The organism is Streptomyces sp. NPDC031111, assembly GCF_055570675.1.
Map to the genome: position 1 here is coordinate 733,164 of NZ_JBVIGS010000003.1, position 17,601 is coordinate 750,764.

General features: G+C 73.9%; 15 protein-coding genes. 14 read left to right on the forward strand and 1 reads right to left on the reverse strand.

Translation table 11 applies throughout. The annotated features are described in order from the left end of the window. Positions 1-146: 146 nt before the first annotated feature. The 12 genes from ACZ470_RS10240 to ACZ470_RS10295 all read left to right on the forward strand — a co-directional run bounded on the left by ACZ470_RS10240 (position 147) and on the right by ACZ470_RS10295 (position 13,493). Positions 147-1,961: an ATP-binding cassette domain-containing protein gene (locus tag ACZ470_RS10240; protein WP_468426247.1), complete on the forward strand. Its 1,815-nt coding sequence runs from the start codon at positions 147-149 to the stop codon at positions 1,959-1,961. After that, a complete protein-coding gene (locus tag ACZ470_RS10245; RefSeq protein WP_468426249.1) occupies positions 1,943-3,712 on the forward strand; it encodes an ATP-binding cassette domain-containing protein in 1,770 nt (589 codons plus the stop codon). Before ACZ470_RS10240 ends, ACZ470_RS10245 begins: the two co-directional genes overlap by 19 nt. Positions 3,713-3,855: 143 nt before the next feature. After that, a complete protein-coding gene (locus ACZ470_RS10250; RefSeq protein ID WP_468426250.1) occupies positions 3,856-4,314 on the forward strand; it encodes an RrF2 family transcriptional regulator in 459 nt (152 codons plus the stop codon). A gap of 110 nt (positions 4,315-4,424) precedes the next feature. Then, entirely contained in the window at positions 4,425-5,597 is a 1,173-nt protein-coding gene (locus tag ACZ470_RS10255) for an acyl-CoA dehydrogenase family protein (RefSeq protein WP_468426252.1), read from the forward strand. Between the two features lie 525 nt (positions 5,598-6,122). After that, the gene (locus ACZ470_RS10260) at positions 6,123-7,994 is read left to right on the forward strand and encodes a sensor histidine kinase (RefSeq protein ID WP_468426254.1); all 1,872 of its coding nucleotides are present in this window, start codon (positions 6,123-6,125) and stop codon (positions 7,992-7,994) included. 68 nt (positions 7,995-8,062) lie between these two features. After that, the gene (locus ACZ470_RS10265) at positions 8,063-8,497 is read left to right on the forward strand and encodes a roadblock/LC7 domain-containing protein (protein ID WP_468426255.1); all 435 of its coding nucleotides are present in this window, start codon (positions 8,063-8,065) and stop codon (positions 8,495-8,497) included. Between the two features lie 2 nt (positions 8,498-8,499). Continuing rightward, positions 8,500-8,871, forward strand: coding sequence for a DUF742 domain-containing protein (locus ACZ470_RS10270; protein WP_468426321.1), 372 nt, complete (start codon positions 8,500-8,502; stop codon positions 8,869-8,871). Further along, positions 8,849-9,478, forward strand: coding sequence for a GTP-binding protein (locus tag ACZ470_RS10275; RefSeq protein WP_468426256.1), 630 nt, complete (start codon positions 8,849-8,851; stop codon positions 9,476-9,478). The genes ACZ470_RS10270 and ACZ470_RS10275 overlap by 23 nt, the downstream gene beginning before the upstream one ends. Before the next feature lie 58 nt (positions 9,479-9,536). Further along, positions 9,537-10,112, forward strand: coding sequence for a GAF domain-containing protein (locus tag ACZ470_RS10280; protein WP_468426258.1), 576 nt, complete (start codon positions 9,537-9,539; stop codon positions 10,110-10,112). Positions 10,113-10,294: 182 nt separating this feature from the next. Then, a complete protein-coding gene (tdh, locus tag ACZ470_RS10285) occupies positions 10,295-11,323 on the forward strand; it encodes an L-threonine 3-dehydrogenase (RefSeq protein WP_468426260.1) in 1,029 nt (342 codons plus the stop codon). A gap of 28 nt (positions 11,324-11,351) precedes the next feature. Beyond that, positions 11,352-12,551 (forward strand): glycine C-acetyltransferase, encoded by a 1,200-nt coding sequence (locus ACZ470_RS10290; protein WP_468426262.1) that lies wholly within the window; start codon positions 11,352-11,354, stop codon positions 12,549-12,551. Between the two features lie 36 nt (positions 12,552-12,587). Beyond that, complete coding sequence (locus tag ACZ470_RS10295; RefSeq protein WP_468426264.1) at positions 12,588-13,493, forward strand: LysR family transcriptional regulator; 906 nt, start codon at positions 12,588-12,590, stop codon at positions 13,491-13,493. Positions 13,494-13,518: 25 nt separating this feature from the next. Here the strand turns inward: ACZ470_RS10295 and ACZ470_RS10300 are convergent, their stop codons facing one another. Continuing rightward, positions 13,519-15,072 carry a 4-hydroxybenzoate 3-monooxygenase gene (locus ACZ470_RS10300; protein WP_468426266.1) on the reverse strand — a complete coding sequence of 518 codons (1,554 nt, stop codon included), beginning with the start codon at positions 15,070-15,072 and terminating at the stop codon, positions 13,519-13,521. Between the two features lie 73 nt (positions 15,073-15,145). On the opposite strand from ACZ470_RS10300, the gene ACZ470_RS10305 reads away from it, so the two are divergent. Together ACZ470_RS10305 and ACZ470_RS10310 are read left to right on the forward strand one after the other, a co-directional pair. Beyond that, positions 15,146-15,793: a TetR/AcrR family transcriptional regulator gene (locus ACZ470_RS10305; protein WP_468426268.1), complete on the forward strand. Its 648-nt coding sequence runs from the start codon at positions 15,146-15,148 to the stop codon at positions 15,791-15,793. Between the two features lie 94 nt (positions 15,794-15,887). Next, positions 15,888-17,480 (forward strand): MDR family MFS transporter, encoded by a 1,593-nt coding sequence (locus ACZ470_RS10310; protein WP_468426323.1) that lies wholly within the window; start codon positions 15,888-15,890, stop codon positions 17,478-17,480. Positions 17,481-17,601: the final 121 nt, after the last annotated feature.

The window sequence follows — 17,601 nt, forward strand, 5'->3', positions numbered from 1 at the left end:
ACCTGCACCTGGACCACCTGACCGCAGTGCTGACGCGGCGTTGAGACAGGGCCGGGTCCGGCTGCCGGGCGGGACGACCCGCACGGTGGCCGGACCCGGCCCCTCCGCCACCCCGAGCCACTGGGCACCGACGAGAGAGAGCACGGATGAAGCTCCGCCTGATCCGCCGCAGTACCGGCCGGCGTCCGTCCGGCCCCGAGCGCCGGGCCGACCGCCTGCTGTACCGGGCGGTCCGCCGCGCCCCCGGCTGGACCTTCGCCCTCGCGCTCGCCACTCTCACCGCCGCCGGCGCCGGGCTGGCGCTGCCCGCCACGGCCGCCGCCGCCGTCGACGCCGCCCTGCGCGGCACCGCCCTCGGCCCCGCCGCGGTCCTGCTGGCCGCGCTGCTGCTGCTCGCCACGCTCGCCGACATGCTCGCCGTCGCGGCGGCCCCGGCCGCGAGGGCGGCCGTCACCGCCGAACTCCGGCGGCTGCTGATCCGTCACATCCTCGCCGTGGGACCACAGGCCGAGCGGAGTTTCGCCGCCGGAGACCTCAACAGCCGACTGGTCGGCGCCACCGCCCGTACGGCCGCCGCCGCGCCCGCCCTGGTCGGCGCGGCGACCGCCGCCCTCACCTCGCTCGGCGGAGTGGTGGCGCTCTGGCTGATCGACTGGCGGCTCGCCGTCGCCTTCACGCTGGCCGCGGCGCCCGCGCCGGCCGTGATGCGCACGTTCGTGGCGCGCTCCTCCGACCTGTCCCTCGACTACCAGCGGCACCTGGGCGGCCTCGCCGGCCGGCTGTCCGACGCCCTGCTCGGCATCCGGACCATCCGGGCCGCCGGCACCCGGGACCGCGAGGTCGAACGGGTGCTGGCGCCGCTGCCCGCCCTGGCGGCGTCCGGCGGGGCACTGTGGCGCGCCCAGGCGGGCGCGGTGTGGCGGATGGGCCTGCTGCTGCCGCTGGTCGAGGTGGCCGTGCTGGCGACCGCCGGACACGGCGTGGTCGCCGGCCGGGTGACACCGGGGCAACTGCTCGCGGCGGCCGCCTACACCGCGCTCGGCACGGCCCTGTTCAACCAGGCCGACAGTCTGATGGGCCTCGCCCAGGCCCGTGCGGGCGCCCGGCGGATCTCCGAGGTGCTCGCGCTCGCCGCACCACCGGCCGGTACGCGCCCGCTGGCCGCCGGACCGGGCGAACTCGCCTTCCGGAACGTCACCGTACGGGCCGGCGCGCGGACCGTGCTGGACCATGTGGACCTCACCGTACCGCCGGGCGCACTGCTCGCCGTGGTCGGCCGCTCGGGCGCCGGACGGAGCACGCTCGCCCTGCTCGCCGCCCGGCTGCTCGACCCGGATGAGGGCGAGGTCCTGCTCGACGGGCAGCCGCTGACCGACGTGGCCGACAGCGCCCTCCGGGCCGGCGTCGCCTGCGCGTTCGCCCGGCCAGGACTGCTCGGCGCCACCGTCGCCGAGGCGATCGCCTACGGGCTGCCGGATGCGGCGACGGACGCCGACTCCGACGCAGCCCCGAACGCCGGCCTGACCCGGATACGGTCCGCGGCACGTGCGGCAGAACTCGAGGCGTTCGTCGACCGCCTGCCCGGCCGCTACGGCACACCGCTGGCCGACACACCGATGTCCGGTGGGGAGGCACAGCGCCTGGGACTGGCCCGGGCCATCGTGCGGGACGCCCGGTTGCTCGTCCTCGACGACGCCATGTCGAGCCTGGACTCCGCCACGGCCGCGCGCGTGGAGACCGTGCTCACCGAGGGACTGGCCGGCCGGACCCGGGTGCTGGTCACGCACCGGGCCGCGACCGCCGCCCGGGCCGACCTGGTGGTGTGGCTGGAGGACGGACGGATCAGGGCCACCGGCCGGCACGACCTGCTGTGGGACGACCCGGACTACCGGGCGGTCTTCGGCGGGGAGACGTCGGCGCGGGCCCCGGAGAAGGAGGAGTCGTGCCCGGTCGCCGGTTGAGGGAGGTTTCGGTGCGGCCGGTGGATCCGGCGCGGACCGGGAGCGCGGCAGGCTGGCGGCTGCTGCGCGCCGAACTGGCCGCCCGCCCGCGCCCGTTGCTGCGGGTCGGCGCGTGGTCGCTGCTGGAGGCCGGACCGCCGCTGCTGTCGGGAGTGCTGCTCGCCGCGGCCCTGGACCGCGGTTTCCTGGCGCACCGGCCGTGGACCGGGGTGGGCTGGCTGCTGGTGCTGGGCGCGGCGCTCGCGGCCAGGGCCTTCGCGGTCCGCCGGATCTTCCCGGCGCTGAGCGAGGTGGTGGAGCCGCTGCGGGACGCGCTGGTGCGCTCGGTGGTGACCGCCTCGCTGCACTCCTGGACGACCGGGCGCGAGCCGCACGATTCGGCGGCGGTCGCACGGCTCACCGAGCAGGTCGAGACCGTGCGGTCGCTGGTCGCCGCGCTGCTGCGCACCTCCCGGCAGGTCGCCTTCGCCCTGGTGGCGGCCGTGCTCGGCCTCGCCGCGCTGTCCGGGGCGGTGGCGCTGATCGTGCTGCCGTTCGTGGCCGTCGCGCTGCTGCTCTTCGCCGGCCTGCTGCGCGCCCTCGCCGCCCGGCAGCGGGCCGTGGTGCTCGCCGACGAGGCCGTCGCCAAGGAGGCGGGACCGGTACTCGCCGCGCTGCGCGACGTGGTCGCCTGCGGCGCCCGGCCACGCGCCCGGGCGGCGGTGGACCGGGCCACCGACGCCCAGGCGAGGGCCGTCGCGGCGCTCGGCCGGGCCGCTGCCGGGCGCCGGCTCGTCGTGCTGCTCGGCTCCCAGCTCCCGCTGCTGGCCGTGGTCCTGGCGCTGCCGGGCCTGGTGGGGGAGGGCCGGATCTCGGCGGGGGCGGCGGCCGGGGCCGTGACGTACCTGGTCACCGGCCTCGACCCGGCGATGCGCTCCTTGGTCACCCTGGTCGGCACCTGGGGCGTCCAGCTGGACGCGGTGCTGCGGCGGCTCGCGGAGGTGTCGGCCGGACCGGACGAGCCGGGTCCGCGGCCGGGCGTCCGCCCCTCGAACCACCAAGTGGAGGCCCGCGCCGTCACCTTCGCGTACGGGCCGCACGCCGACCCCGTCGTCCGCGACCTGGACCTGCGCCTGCGACCGGACGACCACCTCGCCGTCGTGGGGCCCAGTGGCATCGGCAAGTCGACCCTCGCCCTGCTGCTGACCGGCCTCCAGCAGCCGGACGCCGGTACGGTGACGCTGGGCGGAGTCCCGCTGGAACAGGTCGACCGGGACCACCTGCGACGCACGGTGGCACTGATCCCGCAGGAGGCGTACGTCTTCGCCGGCACGGTGCGGGAGAACCTCGTCTACCTCGCGCCGGACGCCGACCGCCGCGCCCTCGACGCCTCGGTGCGCGCCGTGGGGCTGGACGGGCTCGTCGAGCGGCTCGGCGGCTACGACGCCGTCATCGACACCCCCTCGGCTCTCTCCTCCGGCGAGCGTCAACTGATCGCGCTGGCCCGGGTCCATCTCTCGCCGGCCCGTGTCGTCGTTCTCGACGAGGCGACCTGCCACCTCGACCCGGCCGCCGAGGCCCGGGCGGAGAACGCCTTCGCCACCCGGGGCGGTGCGCTCGTCGTCATCGCCCACCGGATGAGCTCCGCCCGTCGGGCCCGCCGGGTGCTGCTGATGGACGGCCAGGAATGCGTGACGGGCACCCACCACGAGGTGCTCGCCGCCTCACCGCTCTACGCCAACCTGACCGGCCACTGGGAGCGCGCCTCCTGAGCCGCTCGTCCTCTCGGCCCGGCCCTGCTCGCTGAGGGGCACGGTGTCGTCGGGCTTCAGCGGCGGCGGGGACGACACGGGTGCCGCGGGAGGCGTAGGCGGTCGTCTCCTGGGCGGGCCCGGCCGTACGGGATAATGCGGTCATGCGGATTTCGGCCAGGGCGGACTATGCGGTGCGTGCCGCGCTGCAACTCGCTGCGACCCCGGAGGACTGTCCGCTCACCGCGGAGGCGATCGCCGACGCCCAGGAGATCCCGCGCAAGTTCCTGGAGGGCATCCTCAACGACATGCGCCGGGGCGGTCTGGTCCGGAGCCAGCGCGGCACGAAGGGCGGTTACCGGCTGGCCGCGCCGGCGGACGACATCAGCGTCGCGGACGTCATCCGAGCCGTCGACGGTCCGTTGGTCTCCGTCCAGGGCGTACGCCCGCCCGACCTGACGTACAGCGGCTCGGCCACCGCCCTGCTCCCGCTGTGGATCGCCCTGCGGGCCAATGTGCGGCAGATCCTGGAGGGCGTGTCCCTCGCGGACGTCGTCTCGGGGCGGCTGCCCGAGGAGGTCATGCGGCTGACGGACGCCCCGGCGGCCTGGACGAATCCGTAACCGTCCCGTTCCGTGGGACGGGCACGTCCGTTTGGTGGAAGCTCCCTTGTCCGGGACCTGACCCTCCCACAGGATGATTCCCTACTAATCCAATAGGGAAGTGGGGAATCGTGGGTGAGGTGGTGGAGGCGATCACCGCGGCCGGGGACTTCTGGCAGCGCGTCGCCGACGAGGTCGCCGACGATCTCGCCGTGGACGCGATCGACCGGGAGCGGGCCGGCAAGCCGCCCTTCGACGAGGTGGAGCGGCTGCGGGAGTCCGGGCTGCCGGCCGTTCTCGCCCCGCCGGCGCCGGACGGGCGCGGGATGAGCTGGCGGGACGCCTCCGCCGTCGTCCGCCGCATCGCCGCCGCCGACGGCTCGGTGGGTGAACTCCTCGCCCGCCACTACGTGTTGTCCTGGAGCGGCCGCTTCTTCGGCGCCTCCGAGCAGGCCGCCGAGCTGGAGTCGCGCGCGGCCCGGGAGGGGTGGCTGTGGGCGGGCGACACCGGCACGCCCGTACCGCTCTCCCCGGGCGACCTGCCGGGCCCCACGCTCAGCCCCGCCGCCGACGGCGGCCGGTTCCTGCTCGACGGACACCGTGCCCTGCCCACCGCGGTGAACGAGGCCGACCGGCTGGTCCTCGACGCCGTCTGCTCCGTCACGCACGAGCCGGTCGTGGTGGTCGTGGACGCGCGGCACCCACGGGTCGGCCGTGACCTGTCGCACGACCGTCTCGGCCAGCGGCTCACCGGTGCGGGCACCGTCCACTTCGACCGGGTACCGGTCGCCGCCGCCGAGGTGCTGGGCCCCGCCGGCCGGGACGAGGACACGACCCCGCCGCACGCGGCGCTCGCCCCGCTCGCGCTCGGCCTGATGCTGACCCAGGTCGCCCTCGGCGTGGCCGAGGGAGCGCTGGCGGAGGCCCGGGACCTCAGCCGCTCCGCCCGCCATGCCCGGCCCCCGCACGACGACGCGGACCTCCTGCTGGCCTACGGCGAAGCCGCCCTCGCCCTGCACACCGCCTCGGCGGTGGCCGACCGCGCGACGGCGGCGATGGCCGACGCCCTCGCCGCGGGCCGGGCGCTCGACCACGAGCGGCGCGCCGACACCGCGGCCCAGGTGGCGGTGGCCGGCACGGTCACCGCCAAGGCCGCCCTCCTCACCGGTGAGCGCGTACTGGCGCTCACCGACGCGGAGGGCATCGACCGATTCTGGCGCAATGTCCTGGCGCTGGTGGACCGGGGCCCCGCCGGTCCCACCATGCGGGCCATCGGCGACCACTACCTGAACACCGCACGCTGAGGAACGTCCTCGGCGCCCTGGCCCGATCATTACGGACAGTGAGGTTCTGGCCGAAGGGGTGGTGTGCGTCGACGATGCTCGCCGGCCCCGGACGGCCGAAGCGGGTGTCGACACGGGTGCGGCGCCCACGGGCCCGCACGGCCTCGCGGAACCCGCGGCGACCACTTGTGACCAGCCTCGATCGCTGACTGACCACTCCCGATCCCTTTCGCCGAAGGGTTATCGGTCTGTCGTACGAAGCCTCATACCAGAGCGCGATGCTGTCCGCATGAGTTTGTCAACTGCCCACCGCACATGATGCGGTGGCGACTACGGTGAGTGTCGGTCGGGCGGCATCGCGGCACCTCACGTCGAAGGGCGCGCCGCGCCAAAGAGCCGCGTCCAGCAGTCGGATCAGGGAGCGGGGACCGGTACGTGCAGCCACAAGGCGGACGAGGGAGTGGACGGGGCGAGGCGCCCCGACGCCCGGGCCCGGCCGGCGCCCCGGGTCCGGCCGGCGCGCAGGGCACCGTCGGCGCCACGGCCGTGGCCCGCGAGCCGGACCGCACAGAGGCGAACCCCGCGGACCCCCGGGCCCGCCGGCCCGGCCCGGCCGCCCGCCAGGACCGCCGCGAGGGCGGACGGCACGGGCGTCCGCCGGCGCGGACCGCTCCGGCGCTCCCCGAGACCCACATACGGCCCCAGCTGTTGCGGCTCGCCGTGCTCCCGCCCGTGGCGGTGGCCCTCAGCGCCTGCGCTGCCGTGCTCTTCACCGTCCGCTCCACCGGTGTCCGGCCCGGCCCCACCCTGTGGGCGGTGCTCGGCGGCGCCACCTCGGTGACATGCGCCGGCATCGTCATCGCCGCCGTGGCCGCCGAGCGCGCCGCCCGCGCCGTGCACGACCGCATCGGCACCCTGCGCCGGAGCACCGCCCGGCGCGAGGGCGATCTGCGCGCCCTCGTCGAGACGCTGCGCCGCGGCGACATCCCGCCCCCGCACGGGCGAAACGCCGAACACACCGAGGGCGCCGACGACTTCGACCTGCTCGCCGCCGACCTGGCCCGCGCGCACGACGGCGCCGTCACCGCCGTCGTACAGGCGGCCCAGCTCTCCAGCCAGGCCGGCAGCGAACAGAAACTCGAGGTGTTCGTCAACCTCGCCCGGCGGTTGCAGTCCCTGGTGCACCGCGAGATCTCCATCCTCGACGAGCTGGAGAACGAGATGGAGGACCCCGACCTGCTGAAGGGGCTCTTCCACGTCGACCACCTCGCCACCCGCATCCGCCGCCACGCCGAGAACCTCGCCGTGCTCGGCGGGGCCGTCTCCCGGCGGCAGTGGAGCAAACCGGTCCCCATGACCGAGGTGCTGCGCTCGGCGATCGCCGAGGTCGAACAGTACTCGCGGGTCAAGCTCGTGCCCCCGATCGACGGCACCCTGCGCGGGCACGCCGTCGCGGACGTCATCCACCTGCTCGCCGAACTCGTCGAGAACGCCACGGTGTTCTCCGCCCCGCACACCCAGGTGCTGCTTCGGGCCAACGTCGTGACCTCCGGTCTCGCCGTCGAGGTGGAGGACCGCGGGCTCGGCATGCCCATCGGCGAGCAGGACCGGATGAACGCGCTGCTCACCGACCCCGACCAGGTGCATGTCGCCAGCCTGCTGGCCGACGGCCGGATCGGCCTGTTCGTGGTCTCCCAGCTCGCCAAGCGGCACGGCATCCACGTCCGGCTCCAGACCAACATCTACGGCGGGGTCCAGGCCGTCCTCGTGGTACCGCAGGCATTGCTCGGCACCGAGTCCGGGGCCGCCGGCAACGGACAGGGCACGGTGGAACCGCCGCGGGACAGCGGCAGTGGCGCGGTCCCGATCGCCCGTCACCTGCCGTCCGTACCTGCCCCCGTGGACGTGCCCGCGCCGGGCACCGCGCCCGGTGCCGGGCCGGCGCACGCACCCGCGGTGCCGCTCACGCCCGCGGCCCCGCCGCCCCGGCCGCACGCTCCGGCCGCGTCCCCCGTCGGCGGCGCCGTCGCCCCGCCGCTGCCCCTGCGCGGTGCCCGCGAGGTGCGCCACACCCCCGCCGAGGCCGTACCCGGCGTCCACCACGGCGACCGGGAGACCCTCCCGGAGCACGGAACCACGCCCCCCGCCCCCCGCGGCAGCACCGTGCGCGGCACCATGGGCAGACCCCGACTGCCCCGCCGGCGCGCCCAGGAGCACATCGCGCCGCAGCTCCGCGACGGCCCCGCACCCCGCCAGGACACCGAGGACGTCGCCGGCCACGACCCCCAGCTGATGGCGGCCTTCCAACGCGGCGTCAGCCTCGCGGAGTCCCAGCAGGAGCCCTCCGGCACACCGCGGCTGCCCGCACCCCGAACCGACCACACCGCCCGGCAGGACGGGAGCGCCCCCGCCGGATGACCAGCCCCGCCCCCACACCCGCCCCCAGCGCTCCCGCAGACCTTCGTACCCCAAGGAGTCGATCCACCATGGCGAGCGATGCGCCGACCGCCCAGGTATCCGACCTCGACTGGCTGATGAGCGGCCTCGTGCAACGCGTGCCGCACACCAGCAGCGCCGTGCTGCTGTCCTGCGACGGACTGGTGAAGTCCGTGCACGGCCTCGACCCGGACGCCGCCGACCACATGGCCGCCCTGGCCTCCGGCCTGTACTCCCTCGGCCGCAGCGCCGGCATCCGCTTCGGGGACGGCGGCGACGTCCGACAGGTCGTCGTCGAACTCGACTCGGCCCTGCTGTTCGTCACCACCGCCGGCTCCGGCACCTGCCTCGCCGTCATGGCCGGCCGCGAGGCCGACGCGGCGGTGCTCGGCTACGAGATGGCGATGCTCGTCAAGTCCGTACGCCCGTACCTGATGACCGCTCCCCGCCAGCACGGCGTCGAACCGCCGGCGATGAGGCCTTGAACGTGAAGGCGCCCGGCGACGGGCCCTGGCTCGACGACGCGGCCGGACGGCTGGTGCGCCCCTTCACCGTCAGCAACGGCCGCACCCGCCCCACCGTCGCACTCGACCTGATGTCACAGGTGCGGGCCACCGGCACCACCCCCTTCGGCTATCTCGGCCCCGAGCACGCGCAGGCCCTCGACCTGTGCCGTGCTCCCGTCCCGGTCGCCGAGGTCGCCGCCCACCTCAGGCTGCCGGTGGCCGTCACCAAGGTGCTGCTGGCGGACCTCGTCGAATGCGGGGCGCTGACCGACAAGCCCCCCGCGTTCCACCACAACCCGACGGACCGGGCTCTTCTGGAGGCAGTGCTCGATGGACTACGACGACAGCTCTGACCACGTCGACGGAGCGGACCACGGCGACGAGCCGTTCCCCACCGCGCTCAAGATCCTGGTGGCGGGCGGATTCGGCGTGGGCAAGACGACCTTCGTCGGCGCGGTCAGCGAGATCGCGCCCCTCAGCACGGAGGAGCTCCTCACCACCGTCGGCGCCGCCACCGACAGCCTCGACGGCATCGAGAACAAGGTCGAGACGACCGTGGCCATGGACTTCGGCCGCATCACCCTCGACGCGGAGCATGTGCTGTACCTGTTCGGCACTCCCGGCCAGGAACGGTTCTGGTTCATGTGGGACGAGCTCTGCGAGGGCGCCCTCGGCGCGGTCATCCTCGCCGACACCCGGCGTCTGGAGGAGTGCTTCGCGGCGGTCGACTTCTTCGAGCAGCGCGGCCTCGGATTCGTCGTCGCCGTCAACGAGTTCGACGGCGCGTTCCGCTACGACCCCGGCGAGGTGCGCGCCGCCCTCGACCTTCCCGCGGAGGTCCCCGTCGTCCGCTGCGACGCCCGGATCTCCAGCTCCGGCGTCCAGACCCTGCTGACCCTCGTCCGCCACCTCATCGCCCACACCCCGGCCGCCGCTACGGGGTATGGCGCCCACATGTGACCCCCGCACACCCTCGGAGCCCCTGTATGCCCTTCACCCACCACCCGGGAGCACGCCCATGAGCTACGACCCGCCCCGTCCGGCCGGTCGTCTACTGCTCACCCCCGAGGACAAGGAGGCCCCGGAGCGCACCCGCAGGCTGCGCCGGCTGGGACTCGGGGACCGCCCCGAGCCCACGCTCGACGCCTTCGCGTACGCCCTCGCCGAGCTCACGGGGGCGCCCTACGCCATGGTCAACTTCCTCGGCGAGAGCGGGCAGTTCTTCGCAGGGCTGCACACCCCGGCCCGGGCCCCGGTGGTGCGCGGTGACGGCACCGGCACCCTGCTGGGCCGGACACTGCCCCGCGACCACGGCTTCTGCCCCCATGTGGTGGCCCGGCGCAAGGCGCTGGTCCTGGAGGACGTGTGCGACTACCCGCGGTTCGCCGGCAACGCGGTGGTGGACGAGTTCGGCATCCGCTCCTACCTGGGCGCCCCGCTGATCGACGGCACCGGCACGGTGCTGGGCACCGTCTCGGTCACCGACATCCGGCCACGGGCCTGGGGGCAGCCGGGCCTCGCCGCCATCAAGGCGCAGGCCGCGGACCTCGCCGGACGGCTGGAGCGGCGGGAGAACGACGGACTGCCGCTGTGAGCTGCCCAGGACCCGCCGATGGGGTGACGGCGTGAAGGAAAGCTGTGGCAGCGCTTAAGAAATCCTCGATGGACCGGTGAGGGTGTTGTACGGCAGATTGCAGTGCGATTCCACTCCTCCTCCCGGACCGGGGCCGCTTCGGCGTGCCCGGGGACCGGGACTCACCCTCAGGAGCCGTAGCGTTGAAGGCGCTGGTCAAGGAGAAGGCGGAGCCCGGGCTGTGGCTCGCGGACGTCCCGGAGCCCGCCGTCGGACCCGGCGACGTGCTGATCAAGGTGCTGCGCACCGGTATCTGCGGCACCGACCTGCACATCCGGTCCTGGGACGGCTGGGCCCAGCAGACGATCACCACCCCGCTGGTCCTCGGACACGAGTTCGTCGGCGAGGTCGTCGAGACCGGCCGCGACGTCACCGACATCGACACCGGTGACCGGGTCAGCGGCGAGGGTCACCTGGTGTGCGGCAAGTGCCGCAACTGCCTCGCCGGACGCCGCCACCTGTGCCGGGCCACGGTCGGTCTCGGCGTCGGCCGCGACGGCGCCTTCGCCGAGTACGTCGTGCTCCCCGCGACCAACGTCTGGGTGCACCGGGTGCCCGTCGACCTCGATGTCGCCGCGATCTTCGACCCGTTCGGGAACGCCGTGCACACCGCCCTGTCCTTCCCGCTCGTCGGCGAGGACGTCCTCGTCACCGGCGCCGGTCCGATCGGCCTGATGGCCGCCGCCGTCGCCCGGCACGCCGGTGCGCGCAACGTCGTGATCACCGACGTCAGCGAGGAGCGCCTGGAGCTCGCCCGCAAGATCGGGGTGAGCCTCGCGCTGAACGTGGCCGAGTCCACCATCGCCGACGGGCAGCACACCCTCGGTCTGCGCGAGGGCTTCGACATCGGCCTGGAGATGTCCGGCCGGCCCGAGGCCATGCGGGACATGATCGACAACATGACGCACGGCGGCCGGATCGCCATGCTCGGCCTGCCGGCCGAGGAGTTCCCGATCGACTGGGCCCGCGTCGTCACCTCGATGATCACCATCAAGGGCATCTACGGCCGTGAGATGTTCGAGACCTGGTACGCCATGTCGGTGCTGCTGGAGGGCGGCCTCGACCTCGCCCCCGTGATCACCGGCCGCTACTCCTACCGCGACTTCGAGGCAGCCTTCGAGGACGCGGCCGGAGGCAAGGGCGGCAAGGTCATCCTCGACTGGACCGCGTAAGCCATCCGCCTCACTAGGAGCTTCTGACATGTTCGACTCCGTGCGCGACGACCTGCGCGCCACCCTCGACGAGATCCGCGCCGCCGGCCTGCACAAGCCGGAGCGCGTCATCGGCACCCCGCAGTCCGCCACCGTGAACGTCACCGCCGGCGGCCGTCCCGGCGAGGTCCTCAACTTCTGCGCCAACAACTACCTCGGTCTCGCCGACCACCCCGAGGTGATCGCCGCCGCCCACGAGGCGCTCGACCGCTGGGGCTACGGCATGGCGTCCGTCCGCTTCATCTGCGGCACGCAGGAGGTGCACAAGGAGCTGGAGGCGCGGCTGTCCGCGTTCCTCGGCCAGGAGGACACGATCCTCTACTCCTCCTGCTTCGACGCCAACGGCGGTGTGTTCGAGACACTGCTCGGCCCCGAGGACGCGGTGATCTCCGACGCGCTGAACCACGCGTCGATCATCGACGGCATCCGGCTCTCCAAGGCCCGCCGCTTCCGCTACGCCAACCGCGACATGGCCGACCTGGAGCGCCAGCTCAAGGAGGCCGCGGAGGGCGGCGCGCGCCGCAAGCTGATCGTCACCGACGGCGTCTTCTCCATGGACGGCTACGTGGCCCCGCTGGACGAGATCTGCGACCTCGCCGACCGGCACGGCGCCATGGTCATGGTCGACGACTCCCACGCCGTCGGCTTCGTCGGCCCCGGCGGGCGCGGCACCCCCGAGCTGCACGACGTCATGGACCGCGTCGACATCATCACCGGCACCCTCGGCAAGGCCCTCGGCGGCGCGTCCGGCGGCTATGTCGCCGCCCGCGCGGAGATCGTCGCCCTGCTGCGCCAGCGCTCCCGCCCGTACCTGTTCTCCAACACCCTCGCCCCGGTGATCGCCGCGGCCTCCCTGAAGGTCCTCGACCTGCTGGAGTCGGCCGACGACCTGCGCGTACGGCTGGCGGAGAACACCGCCCTGTTCCGCCGCCGGATGACCGAGGAGGGCTTCGACATCCTCCCCGGCGACCACGCCATCGCCCCGGTGATGATCGGCGACGCGGCCCGCGCGGGACGCATGGCGGAGCTGCTGCTGGAGCGCGGGGTGTACGTGATCGGCTTCTCCTACCCGGTCGTCCCGCAGGGCCAGGCCCGCATCCGCGTCCAGCTGTCCGCCGCGCACTCCACCGAGGACGTGAACCGCGCGGTGGACGCCTTCGTGGCGGCACGGGCAGAGCTCGACGGCTGAGCGGAGCACACCGAACGATTTGAGACAATCGTTCTCATGATCGAGGCGCGGCGGCTCCACATCCTCCGTGCGGTGGCGGACCACCGCACGGTCACGGCGGCGGCCGCCGCGCTGTATCTGACCCCCTCGGCCGTTTCCCAACAGCTCGCCGCGCTCGAGCAGGAGACCGGCCACCGCCTCGTCGAGCGCGGCGCCAAGGGCGTACGGCTCACCCCTGCCGGTGAGATCCTGCTCGGCCACACCAACGCCGTCCTCGCCCAGCTGGAGCGGGCCGAGGCAGAGCTGGCCGCCTACGGATCGGGGGAGGCCGGCACCGTCACGGTCGCCGCCTTCGCCACCGGAATCGCGCAGGTCGTCGCGCCCGCGGTGGCCCGCCTCGCCGAGTCGGCGCCCGGCATCCGCATCCGGGTCCAGGACGCCGAGGGCGACGCCAGTCTGCCCATGGTGCTGGACCGGCAGGTCGACGTGGCCGTGGCGGTCGAGTACCGCGGGGCGCCGTCCGCCGACGACCCCCGGCTGACCCACGTACCGCTGTACGCCGAACCCTTCGACGCGGTCGTCCCCGTCACCCACCGGCTGGCCGACAGCACCGAGGTGCCGCTCGCCGAGCTGGCCAAGGACCCGTGGATCGGCCCCTACCCCGGCAACCCCTGCCACGACGTCGTCGTCCTCGCCTGCGAGAGCGCGGGCTTCCAGCCCCGCCTGGAGCACTCCTCGGACGACTTCCGCGCGGTGGTCGCCCTCGCCTCGGCGGACGTGGGTGTCGCCCTGGTGCCCCGCTCGGCGCTGCGCGGAATGGACCTGACGGGTGTGGTCGTCCACCCGGTCGACGGCGTGGCCCCGACCCGCCGCGTCTTCGCCGCCGTACGTCGGGGCGCCGAGGAGCACCCGCTGATCCACCCGGTGCTGGACGCCCTCCGCGCGGCGGCGGGGGAGGCGTAGGCGCACCGGCGGGGGTGGTTCACCTTCACCGGAGGGGCAGGCCGGTGTAGCCCTCGGCGAGGAAGGCGCGGCCGGCGGGCGATTCGACGACCGTGCGGAGCTCGCCGAGCTGGCGCATGCGGTCGAAGTCGCTCGCCCCGGGCCGGCGGTGCAGCATGCTCGTCATCCACCAGGAGAAGTGCTGCGCCTTCCAGATACGGTGCCGGGCGGACTCCGGGAAGGCGTCGAACAGGGTCTCGTCCCCGTCGAGGAGCAGGGCGCGCAGCGCCTCGGTGAGGAGGACGACGTCGGCGACGGCGAGGTTCATGCCCTTCGCGCCGGTGGGCGGCACGGTGTGGGCCGCGTCGCCGACGAGGACGACCCGGCCCCGGCGCATCTCGTGCGCGACGAAGCTGCGGAAGCGGAGCACGTCCCGCTGGAAGATCGGTCCCTGGGCGAGGGTGGTGCCGGGGACGCGTGACTGGAGGATCTCCCACAGCCGCGCCTCGGTGTAGGCCCCGGTGTCGGTGTCCGGGTCGCACTGGAAGTACATGCGCTGCACGCCGGGGCCGCGCCGGCTGATCAGCGCGAAGCCGTCCGGTGAGTTGCTGTAGATCAGCTCCTCGGAGCTGGGCGGCGCCTCGCACAGGATGCCGAACCAGGCGAACGGGTACTCCCGGAAGTAGCCGCCGTGGGCGCCCGTGACGGTCTCGCGGGTGATGCCGCGGGAGCCGTCCGCGCCGATCACGACCTCGGCCTCGATCACCAGCCGGTCGCCGCGGGCGTCCCTGGCCAGGACGCGTGGACGGTCCGTACCGGCGTCCGCCACGCCCTCGGCGGTCACCCCGAAGCGGAGGTCCTGCCCGGCCGCGAGGCGCGCGGCGATCAGATCCTTCAGCACCTCGTGCTGCGGGTAGAGCCAGACCGCCCGGCCGACGGTGCCGGTGAAGTCGATGCGGTGGCCCTCGCCGTCGAAGCGCAGCTCGATCCCCTCGTGCTTCTGCCCGACGGAGAGCACCCGGTCCGACGCACCCGACTCGCTGAGGGTCTCGACGGTGCCCTGCTCCAGGATGCCGGCCCGGATGGTGGTCTCGATCTCCTCACGGGTACGGGAGTCGATCACGACCGATTCGATGCCGTGCCGGCCGAGCAGATGGGCCAGCAGCAGCCCTGCGGGGCCCGCGCCGATGACGGCGACTCGGGTGCGTACGGTCATGTCGTCTCCTTCGACGGCCGACGGGGTGGCAGGAGTGTGGCGCCGGCCCGCCCCCGCTGACGACGGTCCTTCCCATTGAACGGGAACCGGACCCTCCTGACCGGCCGTCCGCCAGGTCCTTACGGACGGCGCCCGCCGATTGCCGCCGAGATGCCCGCCGCGGGGAAGTACGACGGACAGCGCGGCGACCACCCGCCCAGGTCCCTCGCGCACCGGTACGGCGATGCCCGTGGAGACGGCCTCGACCGTCCCCGGGGCCACCACGACGCAGCCGCGCCGCGCCGGGTCGGTCACGGTCTCCGGCGACGGCAGCGCCGCCTGCCGCAGCCGGAGGGCGTGGGAGCCGCGCAGGTCCCGCCGTCCGATCTCCGCCGCCGTCTGCACGGTCCGGTCGGTAGCGGGCCCCCGGACCAGGAGGGAAGGGGCTAATTTTGCATGTCGTGCATCTTTGCATAGCATGCAAGGCATGTCGGAGAGGGGCGCCGCGCAGGGCGGGCTGCGGGAGCGGAAGAAGCGGGCGACGCGTGCCGCGCTCACCGAGGCCGCGGTGCGACTGGCCGCCGAACACGGGGCCGAGAAGGTCACGGTCGAGGCGATCAGCGCGTCGGCCGGCGTGTCCGTACGCACCTTCTTCAACTACTTCGACACGCGCGACGACGCCTTCGTCGTGATCGACGCGGAGGCGGGCGCGCGGATGCGGCAGGCCGTACTCGACGCGCCGGCCGCGCTCACCCCGCTGGAGGCCCTCCGCGAGGCCATGGCGGCGGAACTCGCCGAGGCGGAGCAGGAGCACGAGCTGTGGCGGCTGCACGCCGAAGTGCTGCACGCCTCGCCGCACCTCCTGGCACGCGCCGCCGGCGCGCACATGGCGGCCGAGGCCGACCTGGCGGACGCCATCGCCCTGCGCCTGCGCGGCTCCGGCGGCGGGGGCGACACCCGGCCCGAACCCGGCCTCTACCCGCGGCTGCTGGCCGCGGTGGCGAGCGCCGCCGTGCGGACCAGCGTGGACCACTGGTCCGCCCACCAGGAGGACGCCGCCTTCCTCGACGTCTTCCACGAGGCGTTCACCCTCCTCGCCACCGGACTTCCGGCACCCACCGCGTGACCCCGCGCCGGTTGCCGGCACGACTCGTCAGACCACCACCGAAAGAGATCCCGTGACCGCAGCTCAGGCGCCCGCCGACGCGCCTCCCGCCTCCATGACCCAACGGCAGATACTCCAGGCCATGTCCGGCCTGATGGCCGGCATGTTCGTCGCCATCCTGGCGGGCACCGTCGTGTCCAACGCGCTGCCGACGATCATCGCCGACCTCGGCGCCAGCCAGTCCTCCTACACCTGGGTCGTCACCGCCGAACTGCTGGCGATGACCGCGACCGTGCCCCTGTGGGGCAAGCTGTCCGACCTCTTCAACAAGAAGCTGCTGCTCCAGCTCTCGCTGCTGATGTTCGTGGTCGGCTCGCTGCTGGCGGGCTTCTCGCACGACACGACGCTGCTGATCTTCAGCCGGGTCGTGCAGGGCATCGGCGCGGGCGGTCTCACCGCGCTCGCGCAGGTCGTGATGGCCGCCGTCATCCCGCCCCGCGAACTGGGCAGGTACTCCGGCATCTTCGGCGCCGTCTTCGCCGTCGGCACCGTGGCCGGACCGCTGATCGGCGGTGTGCTGGTCGACACCTCGTGGCTGGGCTGGCGCTGGTGCTTCTTCATCGGCGTGCCGTTCGCGCTGCTGGCCATCCTCCTGTTGCAGCGCACCCTGAAGCTGCCCACCGTCAAGCGCCAGGTGAAGATCGACTGGCTCGGCGCCTTCCTGATCGTCGCCGGCGTCTGCGCGCTGCTCATCTGGGTCTCCCTGGCGGGCAACCAGTTCGACTGGGCGTCCTGGCAGACCGCCGCGCTCGTCATCGGCGGTGTGGTGCTGCTGGCCCTGGCGGTCCTCGTCGAGGCCCGTACCCCCGAGCCGGTGATCCCGCTCGACATCTTCAGGAACCGCACGGTCACCCTGACCACGGTCGCCAGCCTCCTGGTCGGTGTCGCCATGTTCGGCGGGACCGTCTTCCTCTCGCAGTACTTCCAGGTCTCCCTGGGCAAGTCGCCGACCATCGCCGGTCTGATGAGCCTGCCGATGATCCTGGGTCTGCTGGTGTCGTCCACCGTCGCCGGGCAGCTGATCAGCCGGACCGGCAAGTGGAAGAGCTACCTGGTGGCGGGCGCGGTCATCATGACCGCCGGACTCGCGATGCTCTCCCTGATCGACGCCGACACCCACTTCGGGCTGCTCAGCGTCTACATGGCCGTCCTCGGCGTCGGCGTCGGCATGCTGATGCAGAACCTGGTGCTCGCCGCGCAGAACGACGTCCCCGCGGCCGAACTGGGCGCCGCGACCTCGGTGCTGTCCTTCTTCCGCAGCATGGGCGGCACCATCGGCACCAGCGTCCTCGGCGCGATCCTCGCCAACCGGGTCGCGACCGAGATGACCAAGGGCCTGGAGCAGGCGGGCGGCACCGGTGCCGCCGAGGGCGGTTCGGGCGGCGGTCACGGCGCCGTCCCGGACATGAGCACCCTGCCCGCCCCGATGCGGGAGATCGTGGAGCACGCCTACGGTGTCGCCACCGCCGACCTGTTCCTGATCGCCACCCCGTTCGCACTGCTCGCGCTGGTCGCCGTGGTCTTCATCAAGGAGAAGCCGCTGAAGACCACCAGCGGCCTGGAGCGCCTCGCCGAGGAGTCCGCCGCCGCGGGCACCACCCCCGAGACGGGCCCCACGCACAAGGACCCGGCGGCCCCGGTCGCCTGAGCCGGAACGCGGGGAGAAGCGGGGGGGGAAAAAAAAGGGGGGGGGAGCGGAAGGGGGTGGGGGCGGTGGGGAAGGAGGGGGGAAGAGAAGGGGGGGGGGCGGGGGGGGGGGGGGGGCGGGG

Bases quoted from the DNA above. Each gene is read 5' to 3' on its own strand.
- ACZ470_RS10240 (WP_468426247.1), top strand. From the start codon at position 147: ATGAAGCTCCGCCTGATCCGCCGCAGTACCGGCCGGCGTCCGTCCGGC.
- ACZ470_RS10250 (WP_468426250.1), top strand. From the start codon at position 3,856: ATGCGGATTTCGGCCAGGGCGGACTATGCGGTGCGTGCCGCGCTGCAA.
- ACZ470_RS10265 (WP_468426255.1), top strand. From the start codon at position 8,063: ATGGCGAGCGATGCGCCGACCGCCCAGGTATCCGACCTCGACTGGCTG.
- ACZ470_RS10275 (WP_468426256.1), top strand. From the start codon at position 8,849: ATGGACTACGACGACAGCTCTGACCACGTCGACGGAGCGGACCACGGC.
- ACZ470_RS10280 (WP_468426258.1), top strand. From the start codon at position 9,537: ATGAGCTACGACCCGCCCCGTCCGGCCGGTCGTCTACTGCTCACCCCC.
- ACZ470_RS10290 (WP_468426262.1), top strand. From the start codon at position 11,352: ATGTTCGACTCCGTGCGCGACGACCTGCGCGCCACCCTCGACGAGATC.
- ACZ470_RS10295 (WP_468426264.1), top strand. From the start codon at position 12,588: ATGATCGAGGCGCGGCGGCTCCACATCCTCCGTGCGGTGGCGGACCAC.
- ACZ470_RS10305 (WP_468426268.1), top strand. From the start codon at position 15,146: ATGCAAGGCATGTCGGAGAGGGGCGCCGCGCAGGGCGGGCTGCGGGAG.
- ACZ470_RS10310 (WP_468426323.1), top strand. From the start codon at position 15,888: ATGACCCAACGGCAGATACTCCAGGCCATGTCCGGCCTGATGGCCGGC.